This is a genomic window from Kribbella capetownensis (assembly GCF_004331485.1).
Classification (GTDB): domain Bacteria; phylum Actinomycetota; class Actinomycetes; order Propionibacteriales; family Kribbellaceae; genus Kribbella; species Kribbella capetownensis.
On the sequence record NZ_SJKD01000010.1, the window covers coordinates 224,613 to 249,583 of the forward strand.

The window sequence follows — 24,971 nt, forward strand, 5'->3', positions numbered from 1 at the left end:
GCCGCGAGCCTAGCCATCAAATCTCCCACCCGTTCAGGGCAGTAGGGCGAGCTTGCCGACGGTGGCCCTGGCTTCCAGTTCCGCAAGCGCTTTCGGACCGGCGGCCAGTTCGTACGCCGTGGGCCGGCCGGGCGGCACCACGCCCGCAGCGATGAGCCCGGACAGCTCGCCCATGACCTCGCCGAAGACTTGCGGTGCGGCCTGGATGAGTACGCCGAGGTTGAAGCCGATGAGGTGGACTTGGTGCTTGTACACCAGGTCCCAGTTGGTGATCGCCGCTTCGCCGCCCGGCAGGCCAGACACGATGACCCGGCCGGTGACCCGCTTGGCTGCGGCCAAGCTGGCGTCGAAGGTGACGCCGCCTGCCGACTCCAGCACCAGATCGGCGCCAGCACCGCCGGTCAGCCGCAGCACCTCGCCGGCGAGGTCGCCGCCGAGGGAGTCCAGGACGTGGTCGGCGCCGGATGCGAGCACTGTCTCGTGCTTGCTCGGCGACGCGGTGGCGATGACTGTCGCGCCGTAGTACTTGGCCATCGTGACCGCGGCCTGGCCGGTCGCGCCCGCGGCGGCGTGGATCAGCACGGTCTGCCCTGCAAGGATGCCGCCCAGAGGGTTGAGTGCGGCCAGCGCGGTGGGCCAGTTCACGACCAGGCCCAGCGCCTGCTGTTCCGTCCAGCCGTCGGGCAATGGCATCGCCGCAGCCGCGGGGAGCGCCATGTACTCCGCGAAAGCGCCGTAACCGACACCGACGACGCGGGTCCCAGGCCTCAGGCCGGTCACTGTGTTGCCCATGGCAACGACCTCCCCGGCGGCCTCGAAACCGGCGAGGTACGGCGGTCGCGGACCGTCCAGAAAGGTGCCGTGGGCCTTCGAGATGTCGGCGAAGTTCACGCCGGCTGCGCCGACCCGGATCAGGACCTCGTCCTTGCGCGGGCTCGGCATCGGCGCGTCGGTGATCAGGCGCATGTCCTGCGGGCCGTTGAGGGATGTCTGCTGCAGCGCGTGCATGGTCGCGGGAGCCTTTCGTTCTCGGCGTACATGAGAGAGGCCTGCGCCTCCCACCATGTAGATCCCGGTCACCGCGCAAAGGAATCGATGCTTGCCCGATCCTACTGACCCGGCCACCAGCTCCGGCGTCACGCTGTGTGTTGGGTTGTATGATTCTGCCCATGGAACGGGGTGCGGAGACCGGAGTCGGCCGGACCCGACGGTTGGCTGAGCTCGTCGATCTCATCGCCAGGCATGCTCGTCCCGACCAGACCACGCGGATCGACGGCGTACTGGCGTCGGCGGAGACACGGGTCGGGGAGCCGACCCCCTCTCGATCCGGGACCGTGATGGCGCTGATTGCCCAGGGCGCGAAGCGGATCGCGCTGGGCGACCGCACGTACGAGTACCGCCAAGGGCAGTACCTCGTCGCGTCCGTGGACCTCCCGATCACCGGTCACTACGTCGAGGCTTCGGCGGAGACACCGGCGCTTGGTTTCGGACTCGTCATCCGTCCCGCGGTCGTCGCCACACTCCTGCTGGAGGAGAGGCCGAGTCAGCGGCCGGCCGTGTCGGCCCTCGGAGTCGCCGACGCGAGCGAGGCGATGATCGACGCCGCCGTACGCATGCTGACGTTGATCGAGCGGCCGGCGGATCGTGAGGTTCTCGCGCCGATGATCGAGCGGGAGATCCTGTGGTATCTCCTCAACGGACCGATGGGTCCGGCGATGCGGCAGATCGCGATGACCGACAGCGGACTGACGCAGATCAGCCGCGCGGTCCGATGGATCACCGACAACTACGATCAGCCGCTCCGCGTGCAGGAACTGGCCGGGATGTGTGGAATGAGTGTGTCGTCGTTCCATCGGAACTTCCTGGCCGTCACTGCCTTCAGTCCGCTCCAGTTCCAGAAGCAGGTGCGGCTCCAGCAGTCCCGTTTGCTCTTGCTGTCCGGTGCGGGCGACGTCGCCACCACTGGATTCCGCGTGGGGTACGACAGCGCGTCGCAGTTCAGCCGCGAGTACCGCCGCCACTTCGGCCTGCCACCCGGCCGCGACGCCGCCCGCCTCCGGGCGCAGACGGATTCCTAGGCCGAGAGGCTCAGCCGCCTAGGACGGTGAGGGGGGTTCTGTGGGGATGCTCGGTGTGGGTGGTGGAGCGGAGGACGATGTTTAGGGAGCTGTGGTTGGCGAGACCGCCTAGGGCTCCTAGCGCTCGGAAGGTGAGGGTGATGTCCACAACGGTTGGTGCGTTGAAGCGGACGCGGAAGCCGCCCTCCTGGCGTGGCTCGCCGGTGAGTTCGTGGAGCGGCAGGTCCAGCTCGACGCCTGGCACCGGCGGGCTCTCGATCGCCAGTTGGCCCGTGACATAGCCCTGGTTGACGATCGTCATGTCGATCGTGTGCCAGTCGCCCGTGGTCAGACTCTGCACCCGGGTTGCGGTCCGGGCGACGTTCACGCGCGCCTCCGGGTTGATCGCGACCGAGATCGGCGCCGCGGTGTCGACCGGGCCGCAACACCCTGCTGCCTCGCCGTGCATCATCAGTCCACCTCGCATTCGCCCCGACGGGTCAGGTAGGCGGCCTGCGCGGCGTCGTACGCCGCTCGCGCTTCCGCTCGCTCGGTCTCGCGGATGAAGCCGGACTTCGCCTTCCACAGCGCGTCGACCGAGTCGTGCAGCCACTGCGCGCTGCGACGCGAGGCCCGGATCGGCCGGCCCGCGATCTCGACGAAGGTCGGCTGGGTGTGCACGCTGCGCAGGATCCGCAACGCTACCCAGGACGAACGCTCCAGCGGTACGTGGAACTCGACCGCCTGCTCGTTGCCGTCGGCAAGCACCTCCTGTGACCCCACCGGTATGCCGTTCACCAGCACCTCGACCAGCACAGTGCGAGTCTGGCCGATCCGGGCGCGCTCGATGTGCCAGCCGACCGGTGCGCTGTACGCCGGCTGGCCCGCCGCAGGTGCCGCGGGCGGCTGCTCGGGCAACCAGGCCGCGACCGTCGCGCTGACCCGAACCGGTCCAGCAGCATCGACGCTACGCTCCCGCCCGGTGTCGCCATCGACGGCAAAGTCGTACACGTGGCTGCGGCCGTCACCGAAGTACGACGCGCCTTCCTTCAACCCACCGAGCCACGACTCCAGCGCCTGATCGCCCTGCGGCGGCTCGGGCAGCCGGACGTACGTGCGCCCGACGCCAGGCCCGTCGTCGTAGATGCAGGGGTAGTCGGTCTCGCCGAGCATCAGAGTGCGGTAGCCGACGTTCAGCAGGTGGTACCAGATGTTCATCTCAGCGGCGGGGGAGAACTCCGCACCGCATTGGAAGTCGGCGGCGCCGAGCGGTACGTCGACGATGATCTCGTTGGAGCCGATCGACTGGAACTCCGGGATGACGTAGTTCGGCAGCTCCTCCGTGCCGACCGCAAGGCCGAGCCCGCAGTGCGCGTAGCCGACCATCGCGTTCTGCGCGTGGCCCCAGCGCATCACCGGCAGGTTCCACGACGGCCAGTCCTCGATCACCTTGGTGCCGGGATAGTCCTGGTCGGTGAGCCCGAGCAGGATGACGTGACCGGAGTGGCTGGACGGGAAGCCCGACACCTCCAGGTCGTACCGGAGCAGGCTCTGGCCGTCGTGGTCGGTGTCCTGCGGATCCCAGGTCATGCCTTGCGCGCGCTGCATGTCGGGGTACTCCAGCTCGGCGCGCGGGCTGATCGACGAGCCGCTGAAGAACTGCTTCTGGTGGTAGTAGCACGGCCCCCAGGTGAGCACGCTGCCCATCCACAGTCCTTCGCCGCGCACGTGCCGGATCATCGTCTCCGGGTTCACGCCCTCGGACGGCACGCTGTAGTGCGAGCAGCCACCGGCGTGGATGTGCGGGTCTCCGGAGTAGTAGCCGCGAGTGGCGGGATCGGCCCAGCGATCGAGCTCGATCGTGACCGACTCGGTGTCGGCCTCGATGTCGACGTCGACGCGGACTTCGCGGTACTCCGGTCCGCGGCGTGCGGAGATCTCGTACTGACCGGCCGGGAGGGTGATGACCTCGCCGGTCGCCCGATAGACGTGTTCGTGGAAGAACATGTCGGGCGCCAGCCGCATCGCCTTCGATGGATACGCCCGCCGCTGGGAGTCGCGGACGGTCAGCGCCGCCACGCAGCTGCTGCCGTCGGGCTCCCGGATGTCGAACCGGATGTCGCGGGCCGGCAGACAATCGAACTCGATTGCCGCGTGGTACTGACGGCTCTCGAATCCCATCCGCTGGCCGGCCTTCGCGAACGGCGGCCGGGTCAGGCTCTCCGTCGCCTCCTCCACCGCCAGGATGAAGGCAATCTCGCCGCGCCGGCTCCCGCCGTCGCGGCTGTACAGACTCATGACCTTGTACTCGACATCGAGCCCCGACACGTCGGTCGGACCGGCGAGCTTCGCCTGCAGCCAGCTGGTCTCGATCCGGGGTACGACGGTCAGCGTGTCGTGCAGCGTGATCCGCGCGGCATGGCTGTGGTGGTCAACCAGTCCGAGTACGCCGCCTGGACCGCCGGCCAGGTCGCCCAGCAACCGATGCGGATTCACGACCCGGACCAGGAAGCTGCGCCACCCGTGCTGAACGAGTCGCGGTGGAGCCGCGCCCGGCGTACTCGCCGTGTAGCCCCGCTCGTCGATCTCCACGTCGACCAGGACGTACGGCCGCAGCAGCTCCTCGACCGCGGCGGACCGCACGGCATCGGACTGCGAGTCGTCCGCCAGCTTGGCCAAGCGGCCGGCGAGGTCTTCGGGAAGCGGTTCACCGATGTCGCGCAGTTTCTCGACGGCTCGGGTCGCGGACGCATGCAACGGTTGGAACACGAGGCCTCCTCATGGTGCACCGAACTTCGACCCTATGGTCGAACGCCCGCCTCGTCATCTGCTTTGTTCGACCGGAGCAACCGATCACTTCGACTGATCGTTTCCTGGTCGCCGATCGACGACGGTCCTAGCCTCGGCCCCGATCTGGCTGGTTCTCCAACCGTGCTGTGAATCGAGGGACGAATGCCCGAGCCACTCGCTGATGTCCGGCTGCGCGACTTCGCGCCGGTCTCGATGATGACCACCGCAACGACCACCGTGACCGATCCGGCCGCGCCGATCGTCGACGTACACAACCATCTGGGACGCCGTAACACCGGAGTCTGGCGCGCACCCGAACCGGACGCCCTGATCAAGACCATGGACGAGGCGGGCGTGGCAACCATCGTCAACCTCGACGGTGAATGGACCGATGAGCTCGAGGCGAATCTCGATCGCTACGACCGCCAGTACCCTGGTCGCTTCGTCACCTTCGCCCGCCTGGACTGGTCCGACACGTCGACCCCAGGCTGGGGCGACCGGATGGGTGCCTCGCTGACAGATTCGGTACGCCGTGGCGCGGCCGGACTCAAGCTCTGGAAGGACATCGGCCTCCGGATTCGCGACGAGAACTCCGAGCTGATCTTCCTCGACGATCAACGGCTCGAACCGCTGTGGGACGCGCTGGCCGAGTCGGGTGTGCCGGCCCTGATCCACACCGCTGACCCAGCCGCCTTCTTCCAGCCACTCGATCGTCACAACGAACGGCTCGAGGAACTGCTGCGGCATCCCGACTGGCACTTCTACGGGCCCGAGTTCCCGCCACTGCAGCGGTTGCTGGACGCGCTCGAGGCCGTCATCGCTGCGCACCCGCAGGTGCGTTTCATCGGTGCCCATGTCGGCTGCCTGGCGGAGAACCTCGACTGGGTTGAGCAAATGCTCGACCGCTACCCGAACTACCGCGTCGACCTCGCCGCGCGGATCGCCGAGCTCGGCCGCCAGCCACGGCGTACCAGAGCTCTGATCGAACGGCATCCGGATCGCGTGCTGCTCGGCACCGACTGCGCGCCGCCCGAGGTCGCCGACTACCGGATGTACCTGCGTTTCCTGGCCAGCGCCGACGAAGGTTTCGCCTACTCGTCGAGCGAACCACCGCCGAACGGACGCTGGACGATCTCGGGCCTCGGGTTGCCGGACGAGCTGGCCGCGCGGGTCGAAGGCGACAACGCCCGCGCGTTCATCCCGGCACTCGCGCAAGCCCAGGCAGGAAACAGCGATGGCGGACTTTGACCTGATCATCCTCGGCGGCGGCATCGTCGGAGCGAGTGCGGCGTTGGCGGGCGTCCGGAAGGGCGCGCGGGTCGCCGTCGTCGACGCCGGCCTGGCTGGTCGTGCCACCGATGCCGGAGCGGGCATCGTGTCCCCGGTCGCGCTCGATCGTGGCGAGCAGCGTCCCGACTGGACGTCGGTGATCACCGAATGCGTCGGCTACTACCGCAGTCTGCTGGCCGAGCTGGACGCGGTCGATCCGGCCGGAGCCGGGTCGGCGACGTTCGAACAGGTCGGCGAGTTAGTGGTGGCCGGCAACAATCCGCACGAGCTGGCGGCCCTCGACGCGGTGACCGAGCGCCTCTCTCGTCCAGAGGGGCGTCGAGCGCATGGCGTCACCAAACCGGTCGAGACCGTCGACGGCACAGACCTTCGCAAGTACTGGCCGGAACTGCGCGGTGATCTGCGCGGAATCTTCATCGCCGAGGTTGGCCGAGTCGTCGGTTCGCGGCTGCACGACCGGTTGATGACGGCGGCGCGCAGGCGCGCGCAGGCCCAGTCCGACAGTGCCGGACTCGAGGTGATCCCCGGTGCCGGGATGCTGGACGCGCAGCATCCTGTACCGCGGGTCCGCGTCGGGCACCGTGTGATCGAGGGACGGGCCGTGCTGCTCGCGACCGGTGCCTGGGCGGGAGCAGACCTGGCCGGGTTCGGCGTACAGGTCGACATCCGGCCGATCCGTGGGCAGCTGGTGCACCTGCGACTCGATGGACAGCAGACCGGCATGCGTCCGGTGGTCAACACGCCCGGTGCCGGCTACCTGCTCGGCTTCGACGACCGCATCGTCGTTGGTGCCACCCACGAAGACGTCGGCTTCGACGCACGGGTGACGGCCGGCGGACAGCAGTCGGTCTTGAATGCCGCACTGAACCTGGCGCCGGGCCTGTCCGGCGCCACAGTCCTGGAGACCAGGGTCGGCCTGCGCCCGGCCACCAGCGACGGTCTGCCCCTGGTGGGGGCGGTAGCGCCGGCGATCCACGTCGCCACCGGCCTGGGGGCGTGGGGCCTGACGCTCGGGCCTCTGCTCGGCGACCTGGCGGCTCGGCATGCACTCGGCGACCAGATGCCGGCCCGACTCGACTTCCTCAGCCCAGGCCGCCCACTCATGAAGGAGTCCGCATGAAGCGTCTACTGAGTCTGTTGCTCGTCCCACTGTTGCTCGCCGCGGCCGCCTGTTCAGGATCGTCGGAGTCCGGCGGCGACAGCGACGAGCAGGTCACGCTCACCTACGCCATCTGGGACCAGGCGCAGGCAGCCGCGATGAAACAGATCATCCAGGAGTTCCACGCCCAGCACCCGAACATCGACGTACAGGTCCAGGTGACGCCCTGGGAGAGCTACTGGACGAAGCTGCAGACCAGCGTCACCGCGGGCAGCGGGCCCGATGTGTTCTGGATGACCATGGTCTACGCCCAGTACTACGCCATCGGCGGTGGCATCGCTGCGCTCGACGACCAGGTCAAGAAGTCGAAGCTGGACACGAGCGTGTACGTGCCGGCCGTCACCAAGGCCTACACGGTCGACGGCAAGCTGTACGGCATCCCGAAGGACGTCAACGGCTTCGGGCTCTGTTACAACAAGAAGCTCTTCGACGCTGCCGGTGTGAAGCACCCGGACGCGTCCTGGAAGTGGACCGACGTGATCGCCGCGGCCCAGAAGCTGACCAACAAGCAGAAGGGTGTCTACGGCTTCGTCGCACCGGAGGCCGACGAGCTGAGCTGGTACCTGACCGTGCCGCAGGTCGGCGGACAGGTGATCTCGCCCGACGGCAAGAGGTCCGGGTACGACCAGGACGCGACGATCCAGGGCATCCAGTTCTGGACCGACATGATCACGAAGTACCACGTCTCGCCGACGCTGCAGCAGACCACCGACACCGACCCGCTCGCGATGCTCACCTCCGGCAAGGTCGCGATGCGGTACTGCGGTTCCTGGGAACCCGAGGAGATCGCCGCCGTCCCGTACGGCAAGGCCAACATCGGCATCGCGCCGCTGCCTGCCGGTCCGACCGGGAAGCGGGAGTACTACAGCAACGGGCTGGCCGACAGCATCTCCGCCAAGACCAAGCATCCCGAGCAGGCGTGGCAGTTCCTGCAGTTCCTCGGGTCCGAGAAGGCCGCCGAGATCCAGGCGAAGACCGGCACCGTGATCCCGGCGTACCAGGGGCATGCCGACGCCTACGCCAAGGCGATGCCGGAGTTCGACCTGCAGGTCTTCGTCGATCATCTGAAGTACGCCCAGCCGTTCCCGGCCTCGACCGACACCTCCGTCTGGCGCGACGAGGTGACCAAGCAGTTCGCCGAGGCCTGGACGGGCAAGGCCCCGGTCGGTGACGTCTCGAAGAGCGTGGCGGAGATGATGAACACCGCGCTGTCGAAGGAGAAGAAGTGAGCGGCCAGGGCACCGCGACAGCGCCACCCGATGTGCTGACCGGCGGTGAGACCGGCCGGCGGGCCGGCCCGGCTCGCCGCCGGCGGCCGCGACCGCCGACCCGGGACAGCGGCTGGTGGGCGTTGATGTTGCTGCTGCCGGCCGCTGCTGGGCTCGCCGTCTTCGAGATCTGGCCGACGTTCCAGACGATCTACTACTCCTTCACCAGTTGGGGCGCGTTCGGTGGGCACGCCTGGTCGGGGCTGGAGAACTACCGCACGCTGATCGCCGACTCCGACGTCTTCCATGCCATCGTCAACACGGCGATCATCACCGCGATCACGCTGCTCGCGGTGCCGCTGTCGGCGGTCGTGGCGGCGCTGCTCAGTCTCCCCGGGATGCGCGGCGTCACCATCTACCGCACGCTGTACTTCCTGCCGGTGGTCACGTTGCCGGCCGCGGTCGCCCTGACCTGGAAGTGGCTCTTCAACGGGGACTACGGCCTGATCAACTGGCTGCTGTCCAAGATCGGTATCGACGGTCCGCACTGGCTGTCCGATCCCGCGACCGCGATCTTCGCGATCAGCATCGTCGGGGTCTGGGGGTCGATCGGCTACAACATGGTGATCTTCCTGTCCGGTATCCGCGGCATCCCGGTCGACTACTACGAGGCCGCCGAACTGGACGGTGCCGGCCGGCTGGCGCAGTTCTTCCACGTCACGGTTCCGCTGCTGACGCCGTCGATCTTCTTCGTCACGGTGATCACGGTGATCAACTCACTGCAGGCGTTCGACCTGATCTATCTGATGGTGGGCCAGCAGAGTCCGGCGATCGAAAGGACCGAGACGCTGGTCTACCTCTTCTACCAGCGCGGGTTCGCCGAGCACGACGGAGGTTATGCGGCGGCGATCGGCGTACTGCTGCTGATCGCGACCCTGATCCTGACCGCGGCGCAGTTCCGGCTGCAGAAGAGGTGGGTGCACTATGGCTGACTCAATGCAGTTGACTGCCCGGCGAGGCCGCAGGCGTTTCCGGCCGCGGCACCCGATCGCGCATCTGGTGCTGTGCCTCGGTGCGATCTTCATGGTCGGGCCGTTCCTGTGGCAGCTCTCGACCTCGCTGCAGACGTTCGGCGAGTCGGTGAGCGTGCCGCCGACGTTCCTGCCGCACTCACCGCAGTGGTCGAACGTGACGACCGTCTTCAGCGCCTTGCCGTTCGGCCGGGAGTTGATGAACACCACTGTGATGACCATCGCGCGGACCGTCGGTCAGGTGCTGTTCAGTTCGCTGGCCGGCTTCGCCTTCGCCCGGATGCGGTTCCGCGGCAACGCCGTACTGTTCGCGATCTTCCTGTCGGTGACGATGGTTCCGTACCAGGTGTTCCTGTTGCCGCAGTACCAGATCATGCAGGGTCTGGGGTTGCTGAACACACTGACGGCGCTGTTCCTGCCCGGCATGTTCAGCGCGTTCGGGACCTTCCTGATGCGGCAGTTCTTCCGGCAGATCCCGATGGAGATCGAGGAGGCCGCGCGGATCGACGGTGCGAACATCCTGCAGATCTTCTGGCGGATCATGCTGCCGATGAGCGCACCCGGGATGATCGCGCTCGGCGTTCTGGTGATCATCTGGTCCTGGAACGACCTGCTCTGGCCGCTGGTGGTCAACTCCGATCCCCGGCAGATGCCGGTCTCCGCGGGTCTGGCAAGTCTGCAGGGGCAGTACACGACGAACTTCCCGGTGCTGATGGCCGGATCGCTGCTGGCGAGCCTGCCGGTGATCATCGTGTTCATCGTCTTCCAGCGGCACCTGATGAGCGGTATCGCGTTCTCCGGGGTGAAGGGCTGAGCGGCCTCAGCTGAGCGGGAGTGAGACGTCGGCCGAGATCCGGGCGAGGTGCACCGTGACGCCCAGTCCGGTGAGCCGCGCGAGTTCGTCCGGATCCGCCGACGGATCGGTGACCAGTACGTCGATCTCCGACGCGTCGGCGACCTTGGCCACAGTGGTCTGACCGACCTTGGAACCGTCGGCCACCACCATCAGCCGGTGCGCATGGGTCACCATGGCGTGATTCGTGCGGGCCTCGGTGTGGTCGTGGGTGGTGACGCCGTGGGCGGCGCTGACACCGTCGGCGCCGAGGATGGCCAGGTTGACGTTGATCCCGTTGAACGCGTTCTCCGCCAGGCTGCCGACCAGTTCGAACGAGCTCGCCCGGATCACCCCACCGGTCATGATCACCTGCAGGTTCGGCCGCGCCGCCACCGCGGCCGCGGTGGTGAGCGCGTTCGTCACGATGGTCAGCCGCTGCCGGTGACCGAGTTCACGGGCGACCTCGGCAGTCGTCGATCCGCCACCGATCGCCACCGCGAGCGGCCTGTCGGTCGGCAGCAGCGCAGCAGCCGTGACGGCGATCGCATGCTTGGCCAACGGGGACTTCGTGTCCCGGAGCCGGACCGGCAGTTCAGGACCCGTGTTGGCGCGGGCGCCGCCGCGGGTCCGGGAGACCAGGCCCTGGTCCTGCAGGTGGGTCATGTCCCGGCGCAGCGTCGCCGGTGACACCTGGAGTTCGCCGCACAGGGCGCCGACGGACATCGCGCCGCGCGTGGTCAGGAGGTCGAGGATGTCGACCAGCCGTTGGGTACGGCGGGGGGAGGGGGCGGACGGTTGCCAGGAGTGGAGCGCGGGGAGGGCTGCCGTACTCATGACGATCACCTCGTTCCGGCCTGGACGGCGGGATGGATCGCCTCAGTGTGAGGGTCTGCGCACGCGCCGTCGCGGTTTCGCTCAGTCAGGGTGAGCGCTAACGATCAATGGGCTTGCCTGCCAGGTAGACGGACCGGACCGTGAGGTCCTCCGAGAGGAGGACCAGGTCGGCGGTTTGGCCGACGGCGATGGTGCCGCGGTCGTGCCGGCCGTAGTGGCGGGCGGCGTTGGTGGAGACGAGTGGGGCGGCTTGTGGGGGAGTCAGGTGGAGGAGGCGTACGACGTTCGCCAGCGCGTCGGAGAGGAAGTGGACCGAGCCGGCCAGGGTGTCGGTGTCGCGGAGTTTGGCGATGCCGTGGTGGACGGTGACGTGGCGGTCGGCGTACGAATAGTCGCCGTCGCCGAGGCCGGTCGCGGCCATCGCGTCGGTGACCAGGATCGAGCGGTGCGGGCCTGCGGTTCGGGTCGCGACCGTCAGGGCTTCGGGGGACAGGTGGGTGCCGTCGGCAATCAGTTCGCAGGCGACTCGGTCGTCGAGGAGGGCGACGCCGACCGGGCCGGGGTGGCGGTGGGTCATGGTGGGCATCGCGTTGAAGAGGTGGGTCGCCGTACGGGCGCCGGCGTCGAACGCCTCGCGGGTGTGGGATCCGTCGTCGTCGGTGTGACCTACGGCGAAGGTGAGCTGCTCGTGGTGGCGGTGGATGAGGTCGATGGCGCCGGGGAGTTCGGGGGCGATGGTCATCGAGACGGCCAGGCCGCCGGCCGCGTCGATCAGGTCGGCGAACACTCGCTCGTCGGGGGTGAGGAGGGCGGACTTGGTCTGTGCGCCGCGGCGCTTCGGCGACAGGAACGGGCCTTCGAAGTGGATGCCGCGGATGTTCGGTGCCTGGTTGGTGGCGACGGCTCGCGCGATGGCGGTGGCGGCGGCGAGCATCCGATCGAGCCGCATGGTGGCGACCGACGCGATCAGCGTGGTGGTGCCATGCGCGAGGTGACTGCGGGCCGCTTGGATGACGTCGCCGGGGTTGCCGGAGTACAGGGCAGCTCCGCCACCACCGTGGCAATGCGTGTCGACGAAGCCGGGCAGCAACCACTGCCCGGCCGCGTCAACAATCTCTTCAGTATTCGGCGGCTCTCCGGGGCCGAGGGCTGTTATGTGGCCGTCGTTCATCTGCAGCCAGCCCTCGAGGAGGGTTAGCGTGCAGATGCGGGCGTTGGCCACGGTGATCATGAGCCGAGTAACCGCCTAGTGGCTGCCTCGGCGCAGACGCGGGCGCTGCCGAAGGTTTGGATCCAGCTGGCGAAGCCTGAGTAGTCCGTGCCGGAGACACCCATGTCGACGACGATCATGTCCGGATGCTGACTCTGCAGTTCACCGATCAACTTCTCCTGCCAGTCGAACCGATGAGCGCCCCGAACCATCAGCACCACCTGACTGTCCGCGCCGTACTCCGACCGGAACTCACCGACGCCCGCCCGAGCCATCCCGGGCCCGTTGTACGTCTGCCCCGACAACCCGATGCTCTCGACAACCTTCCCGGCATCGCGCAGCAGCTTCTCCACACCCCAGCCTGACGAGCCGGCCGCGGGGGAGTGCGTCGGCTCCAGCCGGATGATCAGTACGGCGTCAGCCCGCAGTACCGGATCCCCATGGGTCACCACCACCTGCTCGGCCAGCCGCTCACCGAGGGCGTTGTCCCGCAGCGAGACATCCGCCTTGGGCCGAGTCCCCAGCCGAGCCAGCCGCTCGTTGGCACTCTGCAACCGCTCCAACGGCAGTCGCCCATTCTCGACGGCTTCGACCAGAGCAGTAGCCGCCACGTCCACGTCGTCGAGGAACGCCCACGATCCAAGGCAGAGCGCGTCGGCTCCGGCCTCGATCGCCCGTACGGCGGCCTCCGGCAACGGCGCCACGTCGGCGATCCCGTACATCTCCAACGCGTCGGTGATCACCACCCCGTCGTACCCGAGCTCTCCGCGCAGGATGTCGGTCAGGAGCACCTTGCTGATCGTCGCCGGTACGTCGTCCAGCTGCGGAACAAGGTCGTGCGACACCATGATGCTGTCCACGCCGGCCTCGATCGCGGCACGGAACGGGTCGAGATAGCTCGCCAGCAACTCATCCCGAGAGACGTCGACAAGCGGCGTCGCCAGGTGTGCATCGGTCCCGCTCATGCCGTGGCCCGGGTAGTGCTTGGCACACGCACTGACCCCGGCTGCCTGCATGCCCTCGACCCAGGCGGCAGTGTGCCGACTGACGAGGTCGCGGTCGGCGCCGAAGCAGCGGATCCCGTTCGGGCTCAGCGGGTTGACGGCCGTGTCGACCGCCGGGGCCAGGTCCCAGTCGACTCCGGCCTCGACGAGCGACAGGCCGATCTGGAACGCCGCCTGCCGGGTCAGCTCGACATCGTTCAGCTCACCGAGCGCCCGGTTGCCGGGCATCGAGAAGCCGCCGAGGTTCGCCAGCCGGCTGACGTCGCCGCCTTCCTCGTCGATCGACAGCAGGACGTGGTCACGCAGACCATGCAGTTCGGCGGCCAATCCCTGGAACTGCGAACCGTCGACGATGTCCTTGCCGAAGATCACGAAACCGCCGAGGCCGGCCTCGATCCGCGACCCGACCCAGTGGGGGACCTTGGGGCGGCCGAGAGCGGGGAACAGCACACCATGGGCGAGCCGCTTGAGCTCTGAACTCACGACATCCTCCTGAGGGGATTCATCCTTTGACGGCGCCGCTGGTCATCCCGCCGACCAGCCGGCGCTGGACCAGCAGGAAGACGACCAGCACCGGGAGCGAGAAGATCGCCGACGCCGCGATGGTGGCGCCGTTGTCGATGCCGTCGGAGGTCTGGAACGAGACCAGCCAGACCGGCAGCGTGTAGTTGCTCTGCGACTTCAGGAACACGTAGGCGAACAGGTAGTCGTCCCACGCGCTGATGAAGGCGAAGATCGAGGTGGCCACGATGCCCGGGGCGAGCAGCGGCAGCTGGATGTGCCAGAACGCGCCGAACCGGCCGCAGCCGTCGACCATCGCGGCCTCCTCCAGCTCCAGCGGGATCCCGTGCACGAAGCCGCGCAGGGTCCAGATGGTGAAGGGCAGGACGAAGGTCATGTAGGTGATGATCAGACCGGGGACGAAGTCGATCGCCCCGACCGAGCGCAGCATCAGGTAGAGCGGGATCACCATCGCCGACCCCGGCACCATCTGGACCAGCACGAGCCCGATCAGGAACGCCCGGCGGCCGAGGAACCGGAACCGGGCCAGTGCGATCGAGGCGCCGAGGGCAACGACCAGTGCGATCAGTACGGTCGACACCGAGACGAGCAACGAGTTGCGGACGTAGTGCAGGAACGAGCCGTGGGTGAGCGCGGTGTGGAAGTTGTCCAGACTGATCGGCCACGGGATGAACTCCGGCGTCGCCGACAGGATTTTGCCCGGTTGCTTCAGCGCGGTGGCGAACATCCAGTAGACCGGGAAGATCACCACCAGCGACACCAGTACGGCGATCGTGTTGGGGACTGCTCGCTTGTTTCTCATCCGGTGACCTCGCCCTGCGCGAACAGCCGTCGTACGTAGAGCACCGCCAGGGCGGCGAGCAGGATGACGGTGATGATCGCGATGGCCGCGCCGCCGCCGTAGTCGTTGCGGGTGAAGGCCTCGAGGTACGAGTAGACGCCGAGCGTCGTCGTACCGCCGTCCGGGCCGCCCTGGGTGAGCACCCAGAACGGTGTGAACGAGTTGACCGACCAGATCACTTCCAGCAGCACGAGTACGGCGAGCACCGGGCCAAGGATCGGCAGCGTGACATGGCGCGCCATCGACCACCGCCCGGCGCCGTCCAGGCCGGCCGCCTCGTACAGGTCGTCGGGAATCTGGCCCATCGCGGCGTACAGGGTCAGCGCCACGAACGGCAGTCCCTTCCAGACGATCAGCGCGATGATCAGGAACAGCGCCTGACCCGGCGACCCGAACCAGTCGTGCGCGGAGAAGTCACCGAAGACCTTGAGCTGTGTGAGCACCCAGTTCAGGACGCCGTACTGCGGCTCGAACAGCCACCGCCAGATCATCGACGCGGACACCATCGGCATCGCCCAGACCAGCACCAGGCAGACCGACAGCATCACCCGGGCCCAGCTCGAGACCTGGCGCAGCAGCGACGCGAGCAGGAACCCGATCACCATCAGCGCGGCCACACAAGCCACGCTGACGATCAGCGTGCGGAGCAGGACGGCCCAGAAGTCGCTGTCGCCGAGCACCCGGGTGAAGTTGCCCAGGCCAACGAACGGAGCCTCGCCGGTGAACAGCGACCGCGGCCCGAAGTCCTGCACCGACAGCCAGACCAGCCGCACCATCGGGTACCCGAGCACGACCGCGAACGCGAGCAGGGCCGGCCCGACCAGCCCGTACGGCGTGAAGCGGGCAAGCCGGTTCGTCCGGACCGTCTCGTCGCTGCGTGGTGGCGTCGGCGCGGCGGTTCCCGTCTCCGGCGCTTGGGTGAGCGAGGTCATCAGCCGCTACCGTCAGCGCGGACCGGATTGAGCGTTGAACGCTTCGGTCGCGTGTTTGTCGTACTCGCCGGCGGCACTGCCGATGTCACTGCCCTTGGCGATCTTGGCGAAGAACTGCTCGTTGTAGCTCTCGGTTTCCAGCGTCGCCTCGCCCGGAGTCGCCGGCAGAGCCTGGCTGACGGTCGCGGCCTGGGCGCCGAGCTTCAGCACGTCCGGCACGTTCTGGGTCGGCAGGAAGTCGGTGACGACCGGCAACTGGTGGATCGTCTGCGTCATCGTCTGCTGGAAGGTCTTGCCGGTGATGATCTTCAGCCAGTCGACCGCCGTCTCCTTGTTCGGGCTGTTCTGGGCGATGCCGATGGTGGAGCCGGCCACGATCACCGGCAGCGGCGCACCCGCCTCGTAGCCGGGCATGATGAAGTAGCCGGCGTCCGCGGCGGCCTTGGCGTTGATCTCCTTCACCGCGCCCGGCTCCCACGCCTTCACGTAGATCATCGCCGCCTTCTGGTCGGCGAAGATCTGGTCCTGATCCGGACTGTCGGTGTTCGCGCCGATCGAGGACGGTGTCGAGCAGGCGTTCTGGAACTTCTTCCACTCCGCCAGACCGGCCTGGTTCTCGGCGCTGCTCATCGTCGCGGTCCACTTGCCGTTGTCCTCGGTGGCGATCTTGCCGCCCTTGCCGAACAGGAACGGCATCCCGGCGAACCAGTACTGGCCGGGCATGTAGAACGCCGAGAAGTTGGGGATCGAGGTGTGCGCCTTGGCCAGCGTCGCGCAGTCCGCGACCAGCTCGTCAAGGGTGACCGGTGGCTTGGCGATGCCCGCCGCGGCAAACATCTTCTTGCTGTACATGACCACCTTCGTCCCGCCGTACAGCGGAGCGGCGTACAGCTTGTCCTGGTACGTCGACGGCCCGGCGAGACCGGCCAGCCACTTGTCGGACGACTCGAAGCCGGCCTTGTCGGCGGTCAGCTCGGCCAACGCGCCCGAGGCCGTCAGCATCGGCGTCTGCGTGTTGCCCATCTCGACGATGTCCGGCGGATTGTCCGAGGCGAGCGCGGTGGTCAGCTTCGTGACGATGTTGTCCCACTGCTGCACCTCGACCTTGACCTGTACGTCGGGGTGCTTCTGGTGGAACTGCTTGGTCACGTCGTCGATGATCTTGTTGTCACCCGGGCCGCCGGTCATCATCCAGACCGTCAGCTTGTTGGTCGGTGCTGCTGTGCTCGAGTCGGCCCCGCCGCAGGCGGCCAGGCTGACGAAGGCGGCCGAGATCGACGCGATGACACCCAACGTCGTCCAACGTTTCATGCCGGTTCCTCTTTCGCTGATTGGTCGACAGCGCAGCCGTCCAGCTGGGCGACGACACCGGGGGCGGACGTGGTGATCGAGGCGACCTGATGGCGCGCCACCCCGATCGCGGTGTAGTAACCGCTCAGTGCTGCGGCCATCGCACCCAGCAGGCCGCCGGACTCGCCGAGCACGGATCGGTGCAGATCGCTGTGCACACCGACGGTCTCGTACGTCTCGGCGCTCACCGTCTCCAGCACGGAGTCGCTGAACGCCCCGGAGAAGCCGCCGGTGAAGACCACCGTGCTCGGCTCGTAGGCCAAAGCGACGATCGACACCAGGTGCAGCAGCGCCTCGTGGATCTCGTCGACGAGGCCGCCGAAACGGTCCGGGTCGGCGAACACATCGTTGGCCGAGCCGAGCTGATGCCCGGCCGCCTGCGCGAGCGAGAGTAGTCCCGCACCGGACAGCAGGTCCCGCAGGCGTTCCTTGCGCCCGGGCAACCGCAGCCGGCCGAACTCGCCGAGCAGACCCTCGGGCCCGGCCAGCACCTGCCGGTTGATGGCGACCGCCGAGCCGAGACCGGTGCCCAGGCTGAACAAGACAACGGTCTCGTCCCTGGGTAGGTCGCCGTAGTGCAGCTCACCCAGCAGGGCCAGGTTGGAGTCGTTGTCGATGATCGTCGGTACGCCGAGCTCGGCGCTGACGGTCTCGACGAAGGTGGTGCCGAGGATCTGCGGCAGGTTGAACGCGCCGACCACCCGGTCCTTGCTTGAGGCAACCACACCGGGCAGGCCGATCGCGACCGACGTCAGCGGTACGCCGTCGCCGTACCGCTCGACCAGACCGAGCACCCGGGCCGCGATCCACGACGCCAGCTCGGCGGTGCCCAGGTCCCGCGGTGTCTCGTCCCGGCAGCGGATGATCGCCGAACCGATCCCGTCCGCGATCACCATCCGGCAGTACGTGCCGCCGAGATCGATCCCGCAGACCAGCCCGGACCGCGGGTTGAATCCGAGCGCGGCAGCCTGCCGGCCCGGACCTTCCCGGACGATCTTGTGCTGCTCCAGGGCCAGCCCGTCGGCGAGCAGGTCGTCCACGATCCGGGCCACCGTCGCCCAGCTCAGTCCGGTCTGCTCGACCAGTTGCTTCCGGTCGATCCCGGCACCCGACAGCAGCGCGGCAATGATCGCCCCGCGGTTCGCCGTCCGGGTCCCGGCACTGCCTCGCACCAGCTTCGTCATTTATTCTCACGGTGAATAGAATTAGTTGAGCTGAGACAGTAATCCCGCGATGTGGTCCGTGTCCAGGGGTAACCGCAGCTCTACCCGACGTGAGCACGCGTCGTACCGCCGGCCGCCCATGGTTGACCGCGGCCGCGCGGGAGGGGACGTCCGGACTAGGCCGTGTCTGGCACGGCCTAGTTGCCGGGGGTCGGCGAGTCGTCGGCCGGTTCGGTGGCGGGGGCCGTGACGACGCGGTTCCGGCCGGCCTGCTTGGCCACGTAGGTGGCGGTGTCGGCGGCGAGGATGAGTTCCTCGAGGGTCGTTCCGCAGGTGGGGTACGTCGCGGTGCCGACGGAGCAGGTGAGGCCGTCGAGAGCGGTCTGGCCCCGGGGTGTGGTGATGGTGACCGTCAGGGCCTCGATGCGGTGCCGGATGCGTTCTCCGGTCGCGGTGGTGTCCTTCGGGTCGGTGTTGGGCAGCAGTACGGCGAACTCCTCGCCGCCGAACCGGCCGACCAGGTCGTCGGTCCGCACTTCACGGCGCAGTTCGTCGGCGATCGCCTTCAGGACCTGGTCGCCGGCCGGATGTCCGTTCGTGTCGTTGACCGTCTTGAAGTGGTCCAGATCCAGGAACACGATCCCGAGCGACGTCTGGGTCCGCGCCGCCCGTGCGAGTTCCTTCCCGGCCATCTCGTGCCAGAAGACGCTGTTGGCCAGGCCGGTCTGTGGGTCGGTGCGCGCCGCGGTCTGGAACTGACCGACGAGCAGCGCCCGGTGCAGACCGAGAATGGTCAGGAGCAGGACGACGACCGTCCACGGCTCATGCCGGAGCAGGCTGGCTGTGGCAACGCCCAGTCCAAGGGATCCGGCGACGATCAGCTGATCGCTGAGTCGGCCGAGCGCCTTCTGGGCGGTGGAGTCCGGGTTGGACAGCAGGACCGCACCGACGACGAGCGCGTAGTTCACGAACCAGTACGCGAGCCCGGCGACGGTGACGGCGACGAGGCCGAGCGGCCCGGGCGGATAGCCCGGGTACGTGTCGGGGGAGAGCGAGACCAGGGAGACCGCAGCGGCCGCGCCGGCCAGGACGATGGTGGCGGCGGAGAAGAACCACCGGTAGGAGGTGACCCGGCGGAGCCGGAACCACGAATGGGTGTAGGTGAGCGCGATCAGCGCGAACGCCAGCGGCGGAGGCAGGACCAGGACCCCGGCGAACGTCCACATGCCCTTGAGGTTCACGTACGGAACGCCCTCGGCGGCGACCTCACGGAGGCGCTCGATGCCGCGGGCTGCCTCGATGTGGATGGCGGATCCGATCGCGAGCATGCCGAGCCAGACCCAGTCCTGGACCCGGATGTCGATGGCACGGACAGTAGCGATCAGCAGGACGAACGCGCTCAGGTCGACGGCCAGGACATAGCCGATGACTACCGGCGGTGCGGACCACAGTCCCCAGCGGCTGGGACGCCACGCGCCCGGGCGTTCGGTATCGGTTCGGCGGCGATGCCGTCGCCGAAATCGCCAATGCCGGATACTCGACATGAATCGGTCCCCCACAAGCCTCACTCGTCCACGGACCAGGGTAGCCGCGAAATCACCCAACGTCACTGCCTCAGGCTGACCGGCCGGCGGACGATCCGGATGCCGGGAGGAGGTGTGTCGCCATGCGCAACAACGACTGGCACTGAGCCACACTGCCCTGCCCCGACAACCCTATCTAGGCCGGCGAAGTCGTCGTACGCCGGTAGCCGATGGCCGCGCCGAGCGCCACGGCAGTCCCGAGGGCACCCGCGATCGCTACCACCGACGCGGGGTGCCACCGGTCTGCCGCGGCGCCGGCGGCCAGTACGCCGACCCCCTGCGACACGATGAGCGCAGTGCGGGCCAAGCCGAAGGCCTGGCCCCGCTGCGCGTCCGGCACGGTCAGCACGAACGACGCGTTCGCGGCGAGTTGGTACGACGAGCACAGTCCTGAGACCGCCCACAGGGCGACCGTCACCCAGAGTCCAGGGTGGATCAGACAGGCGATCAGTGGGAGGCACGACCCGACGGCCAGGGGTCCCATCAGGGCCAATCGACGTGCAGGAGCGAGCCGGGTCAGGAGCAGCATGCCGACCATTTGGCCGGCTGGGTTCGCGGCGAGCAGCAGGCCGACCGCGAGTGGCCCTCCGCCGACGACCGCGGCGTACGGCGCGGCGAGGCCTTCGACGCTCACGTAGAAGCCGGCCACACAGGCGAGCGCGATCAGATAGCGCAACCGTCGATCGCCCCAGACCAGGCGAGCCCCGGCCGACAACGAGCCCCACCAGCTGATTCGGTCGGCCGAGCTGGTGGCCGTAGGCAACGGACGGTCCCGGACGCCGAGCCGGACCAGCACCGCGGAGAGCAGGAACGTGGCCGCATCGAGGGCGAGCGCCTGGCTCGTCCCGAAGGCAGCCACCAAGGTGCCACCAGTCACGAAACCGGCCAACTGTGCGGCCTGCGCGGTCACATTCGACACCGAACTCGCCAGCACATAGGTGTCGCCGCTCAGGATGTCCGGCAGCATGGCGGCCCGGGCCGACTGGAATGGTGCCGCCAGCAACTGAACCGCGACCAGCAGCACGCACAGCAGCCAGATCGGCGCGCCAGGAATCGCCATCAACGCCACCAGCGCCGCTCGCGTGAGATCGCACCACACCATCACCCGACGCCGTGGGAACCTGTCCGCAAGCCACGACAGCAGCGGGCCGGCGGCGATGTCTGGCAGGAACGTCAGCGCGTACGTGACGGCAGACAGACCGGCCGACCCCGTCCGGTCGAACACGAGCACCGCGAGCGCGACCCGAGCCAACTGATCGCCGATCACCGACCCGAGTTGGGCGCCCCACAGCCACCGGAACTCCGTGACGGCGAACACCTCGCCGTACGTCGCGGGTCTGTCCGCCGGATCAGGACGCGCGGACTCGGCGGGGCGGGTCATGGGAACGAAGTTACCCCGCGACCGAGCCTTTCACTCAACGTCACCAGGTGCGCCGAGGTGATGCTTCTGGCCCGGCGGCGGAGGTATGGTGCCTGGAAATTAACGGGGAAGGTGGTCAGAAATGACTGCTGACAATGCACGGCACCGACGATCAAAACGTCATCCATTCATTCAGCGCCTGACGCTGCGATGGCATCGCGAGAGGCCTTCGGACCCACCACCACGCGACCATCCCAGGCCCAAGGAATCGTCCGAACCGGATTCCGCCCCATCCTGACGGACAGCACATTCAGCCACCCACGTCTGGGGCATCGCCTAGCTTTTGTCTGGCACGAGGACGATCGCTGCTTCGGAGATGCCGGCCTCGAGCGCCTGGTGGGCTTGGGTGACCTTGGACAGTGGGTAGGTGCGGATGGAGCGGGTGCCGAAGACGCCGTCGCGCCAGGCACGGAACAAGTCCTCGCTGGCTTGGAGGAGGGTGGCCCGGTCCGGGAGGTGGTCGCTGGTGCTCGACCTGGTGACTCGAATTCGCCGACTCTCCGGCGCGGTGGCGTCGAGGTCGGGCGCGCCGGAGGCGGTGCCGATGAGGTCGAGTGTTCCGCCGTCGCGGAGGACCGCTACGACTTCCTCGAAGGTCGCGCGACCGACGAGGTCATAGACAACGTCGGCACCGGCGCCCGCTGCGGCGACCTCCTTGGCGAGTCGGCCGGTGCCCGCAACCACAACGTGCTTCAGACCGAGAGCCTGCGCGGCCCCGACTCGCTCGACGCTGGCAACAGGTGTGATGACCGTTGCGCCGAGGTGCTGAGCCCACGGTGCGAGGAGTGAGCCGACCCGGTCGCCGACCGAGATCGAGTCCACGCCGGCGCCGACCGCGTCGACCACGCCCGCACCTTCACCGCCGATGACCGCCGGAAACGTCGGCAGGGGAAAGGCGCCGTTCCGGAAATAGGTGTCCACGAAGGTCACCCCGATGGCCTGCTGCCGGATCCGGACCTGGCCGGCGCCGGGCTCGGCGACTTCCTCCGACTCATACTGCAGAAGCGGGACCTGGGCAACAGCACCGTCGGCGACGCGGCGATCGCCGTCGTACGCCGGAACAGTCTCGAAGTGCAGGGCGGAGGGACTGGGACCTCTTCGACGAACTGTGGTCCGACGACTTCGTCGACCACACGCCACAGCCGGGCGCCGGCGCCGACAAGGCCGGTGTAAAGGGGCTCTACCGGGGGATCCGGGCGGCGTTCCCGGACTTCTCTCCCGAGATCCACTGGCAGGTTGCCGCCGACAACCTTGTCACCACCCACAAGACGTACCACGGCACCCATCGGGGCGCCGTACGGCGGTTCGGAGCGTCAGCGGAACAGGTCGAGGCCCTGGCCGATCAAGACCGCGGACAGGACGGCCAGGAGGACGACGAGGATCGTGTTCAGGTTGGCCAGAAGCCATTGCTCCAGGGAGGACAGGGCTGGGGCGGATCTCCTCGGGCCGGCGATGATGACCGCCAGCAGTGGGAGGAGGACGGTCAGGGACGCGGCGACGACGAAGAGCGCGGCGGCGGCGAATTGCTCGCCGACGGTGAGAGGGGAGCCGCCGATCTGGGTGCCGGCGCCGATGACGAGGGGGAGGTTCTTGACGTTCGCGAGGGCCGCTCCGGCGCCGGTCAGCAGGAGAGCAGGCCCGGAGAGGGTCGTGATCTTGTCGACGATGGCGGGACGCGGCGGCGGCTCACCGGGTCGCGGGCGTTTGCGCCAGTAGCGGACCGCCAGGACTGCGAACACCACACCGATCGCGAGTTCGACGATGTCCACGCCGTCCCGCGCGCCCTCGCTGCCCTCCTCGGCGACCGCATCCGTCAGCACCACCACGAGCCCGGTCGCGATCGCGAGAGCCGCAGCCCAGCCCAGGAAGAAGCTCAGACCGGCCCGGATCGGTCCACTCGACAAGAGCACCAGCACGATGCAGATCATCGGCACTGGGCTCAGGGCGATCCCCATCGCCTGCGGCAGTACCGCGCCGACCACCGGCCACAAAGTCACCACCCCCAATAGCGCTGGACCCAGGCACATCATGCCATCGCGAACGTTGACCAACCCCACGACCGCGCGCCACTATCAAAGTCGTGCCGAGGTCGTGTCTGATGGTCCTGCGCCTACTGCGCGGCACTCGGCACGGCACCTCGCCGCACTGGCGCAAAGGCCACGATGAACCACATCGAGGCCTTCGCTCCAGCACGCCGATGCACCGTACCGAGCACCTGCTCGCTACGGCACAGGACCATCAGACACGACCTAGGGAGGCGGCGATGAATCAAGGCCTGCTGAACTCGTTGACCGAGGCCGAGCGGCTGCTTGTGGCCGAGACGGAGCGGGACGCGTTGAAGAGCCTGGACGAGGACGAGCTCCTCGAGCTGCACCAGCGGATCCGGCGGGCTCGCACGAAGTACGTGAAGAACTATCGGCGTGGCGCGAGTGCGAGTGTGGCGAAGGTGGGCGGGCGGGGTCTGTCCTACCCGAAGAACCAGCGGGACCGTGACAAGGCGGAGCTGTTCGAGACGGTGCTGGCGCAGGTGAGCCGGGAAGTCGCGGCGGCTGCCAGGCGATCGTCGATGGAACTGCGCAGCGAACGGCTCGAAGCGGCACGCGCGGCGAAGTCTGCTGCTCCGGCGGCACGCGCCGCCGCCCAGCCTGCGTCCGCCGCTCAACCCGAGTCGGTGGCTGCCAGACGGGCGACCAAGACCACGGGAGGGTTGAAGAAGGACGCGTCCACTCGTGCCGCCGGCGCCCGCCGGCAGGCCAAGCGCGACGCACGCTGAGGGCTCGAGACAGACAGACGTACGACCAGAAATCGCCCGAATCGGGTGATCCCAGCAGCCGCGGCATCGTGTCTGCTGGGTCGGGCGGCAGCCGGGAGGAGCGGGAGATGCGCGGTGCGGACAGCGCGAGCGCTCGGCCGGTGCGCCGAGGCCGACTCGCCAGGGTCTTGCTCATCGGTGCTGCGCTGGTGACAGTCGGCCTGGCGTACGCCGTACTGGTGCCGAACGGCGCGATGGGCGCCGACGGAGCGCAGTCCCAGCAGATCGAGGAAGGCCAGAAGCTGTTCGCGGTCGGTTGCGCGAGCTGTCACGGCATCCATGCCGAGGGCGGGAGCGACGGCGAGGGCAACTTCACCGGCCCGTCGCTGATCGGCGTCGGCGCGGCCGCGGTGGACTTCCAGGTCAGCACGGGGCGGATGCCCGCGACCCAGCCCGGCGCCCAGATCCCGGCGAAGCCTCCGGTCTACACCGAGGAGGAGATCGCGGCGCTGGCGGCGTACGTCGCCTCTCTCGGCCCGGGACCCGCGATACCGCCGGAGCAGTACTACGACGTCAGCAACGCGACGCAGGAGGAAGTCACCCGCGGCGGTGAGCTGTTCCGGACCAACTGCACGGCGTGTCACAACTTCGCCGGCCGCGGTGGCGCGCTGCCGAACGGCAAGTACGCGCCGTCGCTGATGGAGACGTCACCCAGGAACCTCTACCAGGCGATGCTGACCGGCCCGCAGCAGATGCCGGTCTTCTCCGACGCGGTCCTCCTCCCCGAGGACAAGCGGGCCATCATCGCGTACGTCGTCAGCCTGCAGCAGCAGCGCGACCCGGGCGGCTTCGGCCTGGGACGGCTCGGACCGGTCTCCGAGGGCCTGTGGGGATGGCTGGTCGGAATCGGCCTGCTGGTGGTCGTGGCTGTGTGGATCGGGGCGAAAGTTCCTCGCGCCTGAGGTCCACCCGGTGCGCAGGCGAGCGATG

Annotated in this window: 22 protein-coding genes and 1 pseudogene; 9 read left to right on the plus strand and 14 right to left on the minus strand. The window is 68.2% G+C overall.

Annotated elements, in window-relative coordinates:
* Positions 1–33: 33 nt before the first annotated feature.
* Entirely contained in the window at positions 34–1,008 is a 975-nt protein-coding gene (locus E0H75_RS35995) for a zinc-binding dehydrogenase (protein WP_165554270.1), read from the minus strand.
* Positions 1,009–1,169: 161 nt separating this feature from the next.
* On the opposite strand from E0H75_RS35995, the gene E0H75_RS36000 reads away from it, so the two are divergent.
* A complete protein-coding gene (locus E0H75_RS36000) occupies positions 1,170–2,078 on the plus strand; it encodes an AraC family transcriptional regulator (RefSeq protein WP_131518177.1) in 909 nt (302 codons plus the stop codon).
* A 10-nt stretch (positions 2,079–2,088) separates the two neighbouring features.
* On the opposite strand, the gene E0H75_RS36005 is transcribed toward E0H75_RS36000, so the two are convergent.
* Complete coding sequence (locus E0H75_RS36005; protein ID WP_131518178.1) at positions 2,089–2,529, minus strand: hypothetical protein; 441 nt, start codon at positions 2,527–2,529, stop codon at positions 2,089–2,091.
* Positions 2,529–4,826, minus strand: a complete 2,298-nt coding sequence (locus E0H75_RS36010) for a CehA/McbA family metallohydrolase (RefSeq protein ID WP_131518179.1) — start codon at positions 4,824–4,826, stop codon at positions 2,529–2,531. The genes E0H75_RS36005 and E0H75_RS36010 overlap by 1 nt, the downstream gene beginning before the upstream one ends.
* 183 nt (positions 4,827–5,009) lie before the next feature.
* Between E0H75_RS36010 and E0H75_RS36015 the strand changes: the two genes are divergently transcribed.
* The 5 genes from E0H75_RS36015 to E0H75_RS36035 are packed head-to-tail and all read left to right on the plus strand — an operon-like array spanning position 5,010 to position 10,349.
* The gene (locus E0H75_RS36015) at positions 5,010–6,095 is read left to right on the plus strand and encodes an amidohydrolase family protein (RefSeq protein ID WP_131518180.1); all 1,086 of its coding nucleotides are present in this window, start codon (positions 5,010–5,012) and stop codon (positions 6,093–6,095) included.
* Positions 6,082–7,257, plus strand: coding sequence for an NAD(P)/FAD-dependent oxidoreductase (locus E0H75_RS36020; protein WP_131518181.1), 1,176 nt, complete (start codon positions 6,082–6,084; stop codon positions 7,255–7,257). The genes E0H75_RS36015 and E0H75_RS36020 overlap by 14 nt, the downstream gene beginning before the upstream one ends.
* Positions 7,254–8,525: an ABC transporter substrate-binding protein gene (locus tag E0H75_RS36025; RefSeq protein ID WP_131518182.1), complete on the plus strand. Its 1,272-nt coding sequence runs from the start codon at positions 7,254–7,256 to the stop codon at positions 8,523–8,525. The genes E0H75_RS36020 and E0H75_RS36025 overlap by 4 nt, the downstream gene beginning before the upstream one ends.
* Positions 8,522–9,496, plus strand: a complete 975-nt coding sequence (locus tag E0H75_RS36030) for a carbohydrate ABC transporter permease (protein ID WP_238163483.1) — start codon at positions 8,522–8,524, stop codon at positions 9,494–9,496. The genes E0H75_RS36025 and E0H75_RS36030 overlap by 4 nt, the downstream gene beginning before the upstream one ends.
* On the plus strand, positions 9,489–10,349 hold the full coding sequence (locus E0H75_RS36035) for a carbohydrate ABC transporter permease (RefSeq protein ID WP_238163484.1): 861 nt from the start codon (positions 9,489–9,491) through the stop codon (positions 10,347–10,349). Before E0H75_RS36030 ends, E0H75_RS36035 begins: the two co-directional genes overlap by 8 nt.
* A gap of 6 nt (positions 10,350–10,355) precedes the next feature.
* On the opposite strand, the gene E0H75_RS36040 is transcribed toward E0H75_RS36035, so the two are convergent.
* The 10 genes from E0H75_RS36040 to E0H75_RS36085 form a co-directional block, all read right to left on the minus strand.
* Positions 10,356–11,204: a DeoR/GlpR family DNA-binding transcription regulator gene (locus E0H75_RS36040; RefSeq protein ID WP_131518183.1), complete on the minus strand. Its 849-nt coding sequence runs from the start codon at positions 11,202–11,204 to the stop codon at positions 10,356–10,358.
* 97 nt (positions 11,205–11,301) lie between these two features.
* Positions 11,302–12,435 (minus strand): N-acetylglucosamine-6-phosphate deacetylase, encoded by a 1,134-nt coding sequence (gene nagA / locus E0H75_RS36045; protein ID WP_131518184.1) that lies wholly within the window; start codon positions 12,433–12,435, stop codon positions 11,302–11,304.
* Entirely contained in the window at positions 12,432–13,901 is a 1,470-nt protein-coding gene (locus tag E0H75_RS36050; protein WP_131518185.1) for a glycoside hydrolase family 3 protein, read from the minus strand. Before E0H75_RS36050 ends, nagA begins: the two co-directional genes overlap by 4 nt.
* 19 nt (positions 13,902–13,920) lie before the next feature.
* Entirely contained in the window at positions 13,921–14,742 is an 822-nt protein-coding gene (locus tag E0H75_RS36055; protein ID WP_131518186.1) for a carbohydrate ABC transporter permease, read from the minus strand.
* Complete coding sequence (locus E0H75_RS36060; protein ID WP_131518187.1) at positions 14,739–15,713, minus strand: carbohydrate ABC transporter permease; 975 nt, start codon at positions 15,711–15,713, stop codon at positions 14,739–14,741. Before E0H75_RS36060 ends, E0H75_RS36055 begins: the two co-directional genes overlap by 4 nt.
* Positions 15,714–15,725: 12 nt before the next feature.
* The gene (locus E0H75_RS36065; RefSeq protein WP_131518188.1) at positions 15,726–17,024 is read right to left on the minus strand and encodes an extracellular solute-binding protein; all 1,299 of its coding nucleotides are present in this window, start codon (positions 17,022–17,024) and stop codon (positions 15,726–15,728) included.
* Complete coding sequence (locus E0H75_RS36070; protein ID WP_131518189.1) at positions 17,021–18,247, minus strand: ROK family transcriptional regulator; 1,227 nt, start codon at positions 18,245–18,247, stop codon at positions 17,021–17,023. Before E0H75_RS36070 ends, E0H75_RS36065 begins: the two co-directional genes overlap by 4 nt.
* 176 nt (positions 18,248–18,423) lie before the next feature.
* The gene (locus E0H75_RS36075) at positions 18,424–19,770 is read right to left on the minus strand and encodes a GGDEF domain-containing protein (protein WP_131518190.1); all 1,347 of its coding nucleotides are present in this window, start codon (positions 19,768–19,770) and stop codon (positions 18,424–18,426) included.
* 175 nt (positions 19,771–19,945) lie between these two features.
* Complete coding sequence (locus tag E0H75_RS36080; RefSeq protein ID WP_165554272.1) at positions 19,946–21,190, minus strand: MFS transporter; 1,245 nt, start codon at positions 21,188–21,190, stop codon at positions 19,946–19,948.
* A gap of 315 nt (positions 21,191–21,505) precedes the next feature.
* On the minus strand, positions 21,506–22,369 hold the full coding sequence (locus E0H75_RS36085) for a zinc-binding dehydrogenase (protein ID WP_272948956.1): 864 nt from the start codon (positions 22,367–22,369) through the stop codon (positions 21,506–21,508).
* On the opposite strand from E0H75_RS36085, the pseudogene E0H75_RS45135 reads away from it, so the two are divergent.
* Positions 22,318–22,515 (plus strand): annotated as a pseudogene (locus tag E0H75_RS45135) (ester cyclase); the annotation flags it as partial. The gene E0H75_RS36085 and the pseudogene E0H75_RS45135 sit on opposite strands and share 52 nt — an antisense overlap.
* A gap of 27 nt (positions 22,516–22,542) precedes the next feature.
* Here the strand turns inward: E0H75_RS45135 and E0H75_RS36095 are convergent.
* Complete coding sequence (locus E0H75_RS36095) at positions 22,543–23,226, minus strand: GAP family protein (protein WP_165554274.1); 684 nt, start codon at positions 23,224–23,226, stop codon at positions 22,543–22,545.
* Positions 23,227–23,492: 266 nt separating this feature from the next.
* Between E0H75_RS36095 and E0H75_RS36100 the strand changes: the two genes are divergently transcribed.
* Together E0H75_RS36100 and qcrC are read left to right on the plus strand one after the other, a co-directional pair.
* The gene (locus tag E0H75_RS36100) at positions 23,493–24,002 is read left to right on the plus strand and encodes a hypothetical protein (RefSeq protein ID WP_131518192.1); all 510 of its coding nucleotides are present in this window, start codon (positions 23,493–23,495) and stop codon (positions 24,000–24,002) included.
* 107 nt (positions 24,003–24,109) lie between these two features.
* Positions 24,110–24,943, plus strand: coding sequence for a cytochrome bc1 complex diheme cytochrome c subunit (gene qcrC / locus E0H75_RS36105; RefSeq protein ID WP_131518276.1), 834 nt, complete (start codon positions 24,110–24,112; stop codon positions 24,941–24,943).
* The last annotated feature ends 28 nt before the right edge of the window (positions 24,944–24,971 follow it).

Coding starts and splice junctions, on each gene's coding strand:
- E0H75_RS35995 (WP_165554270.1), bottom strand. CDS start 1,008: ATGCACGCGCTGCAGCAGACATCCCTCAACGGCCCGCAGGACATGCGC.
- E0H75_RS36000 (WP_131518177.1), top strand. CDS start 1,170: ATGGAACGGGGTGCGGAGACCGGAGTCGGCCGGACCCGACGGTTGGCT.
- E0H75_RS36005 (WP_131518178.1), bottom strand. CDS start 2,529: ATGATGCACGGCGAGGCAGCAGGGTGTTGCGGCCCGGTCGACACCGCG.
- E0H75_RS36015 (WP_131518180.1), top strand. CDS start 5,010: ATGCCCGAGCCACTCGCTGATGTCCGGCTGCGCGACTTCGCGCCGGTC.
- E0H75_RS36020 (WP_131518181.1), top strand. CDS start 6,082: ATGGCGGACTTTGACCTGATCATCCTCGGCGGCGGCATCGTCGGAGCG.
- E0H75_RS36025 (WP_131518182.1), top strand. CDS start 7,254: ATGAAGCGTCTACTGAGTCTGTTGCTCGTCCCACTGTTGCTCGCCGCG.
- E0H75_RS36035 (WP_238163484.1), top strand. CDS start 9,489: ATGGCTGACTCAATGCAGTTGACTGCCCGGCGAGGCCGCAGGCGTTTC.
- E0H75_RS36040 (WP_131518183.1), bottom strand. CDS start 11,204: ATGAGTACGGCAGCCCTCCCCGCGCTCCACTCCTGGCAACCGTCCGCC.
- nagA (WP_131518184.1), bottom strand. CDS start 12,435: ATGATCACCGTGGCCAACGCCCGCATCTGCACGCTAACCCTCCTCGAG.
- E0H75_RS36055 (WP_131518186.1), bottom strand. CDS start 14,742: ATGAGAAACAAGCGAGCAGTCCCCAACACGATCGCCGTACTGGTGTCG.
- E0H75_RS36060 (WP_131518187.1), bottom strand. CDS start 15,713: ATGACCTCGCTCACCCAAGCGCCGGAGACGGGAACCGCCGCGCCGACG.
- E0H75_RS36065 (WP_131518188.1), bottom strand. CDS start 17,024: ATGAAACGTTGGACGACGTTGGGTGTCATCGCGTCGATCTCGGCCGCC.
- E0H75_RS36070 (WP_131518189.1), bottom strand. CDS start 18,247: ATGACGAAGCTGGTGCGAGGCAGTGCCGGGACCCGGACGGCGAACCGC.
- E0H75_RS36075 (WP_131518190.1), bottom strand. CDS start 19,770: ATGTCGAGTATCCGGCATTGGCGATTTCGGCGACGGCATCGCCGCCGA.
- E0H75_RS36080 (WP_165554272.1), bottom strand. CDS start 21,190: ATGACCCGCCCCGCCGAGTCCGCGCGTCCTGATCCGGCGGACAGACCC.
- E0H75_RS36100 (WP_131518192.1), top strand. CDS start 23,493: ATGAATCAAGGCCTGCTGAACTCGTTGACCGAGGCCGAGCGGCTGCTT.
- qcrC (WP_131518276.1), top strand. CDS start 24,110: ATGCGCGGTGCGGACAGCGCGAGCGCTCGGCCGGTGCGCCGAGGCCGA.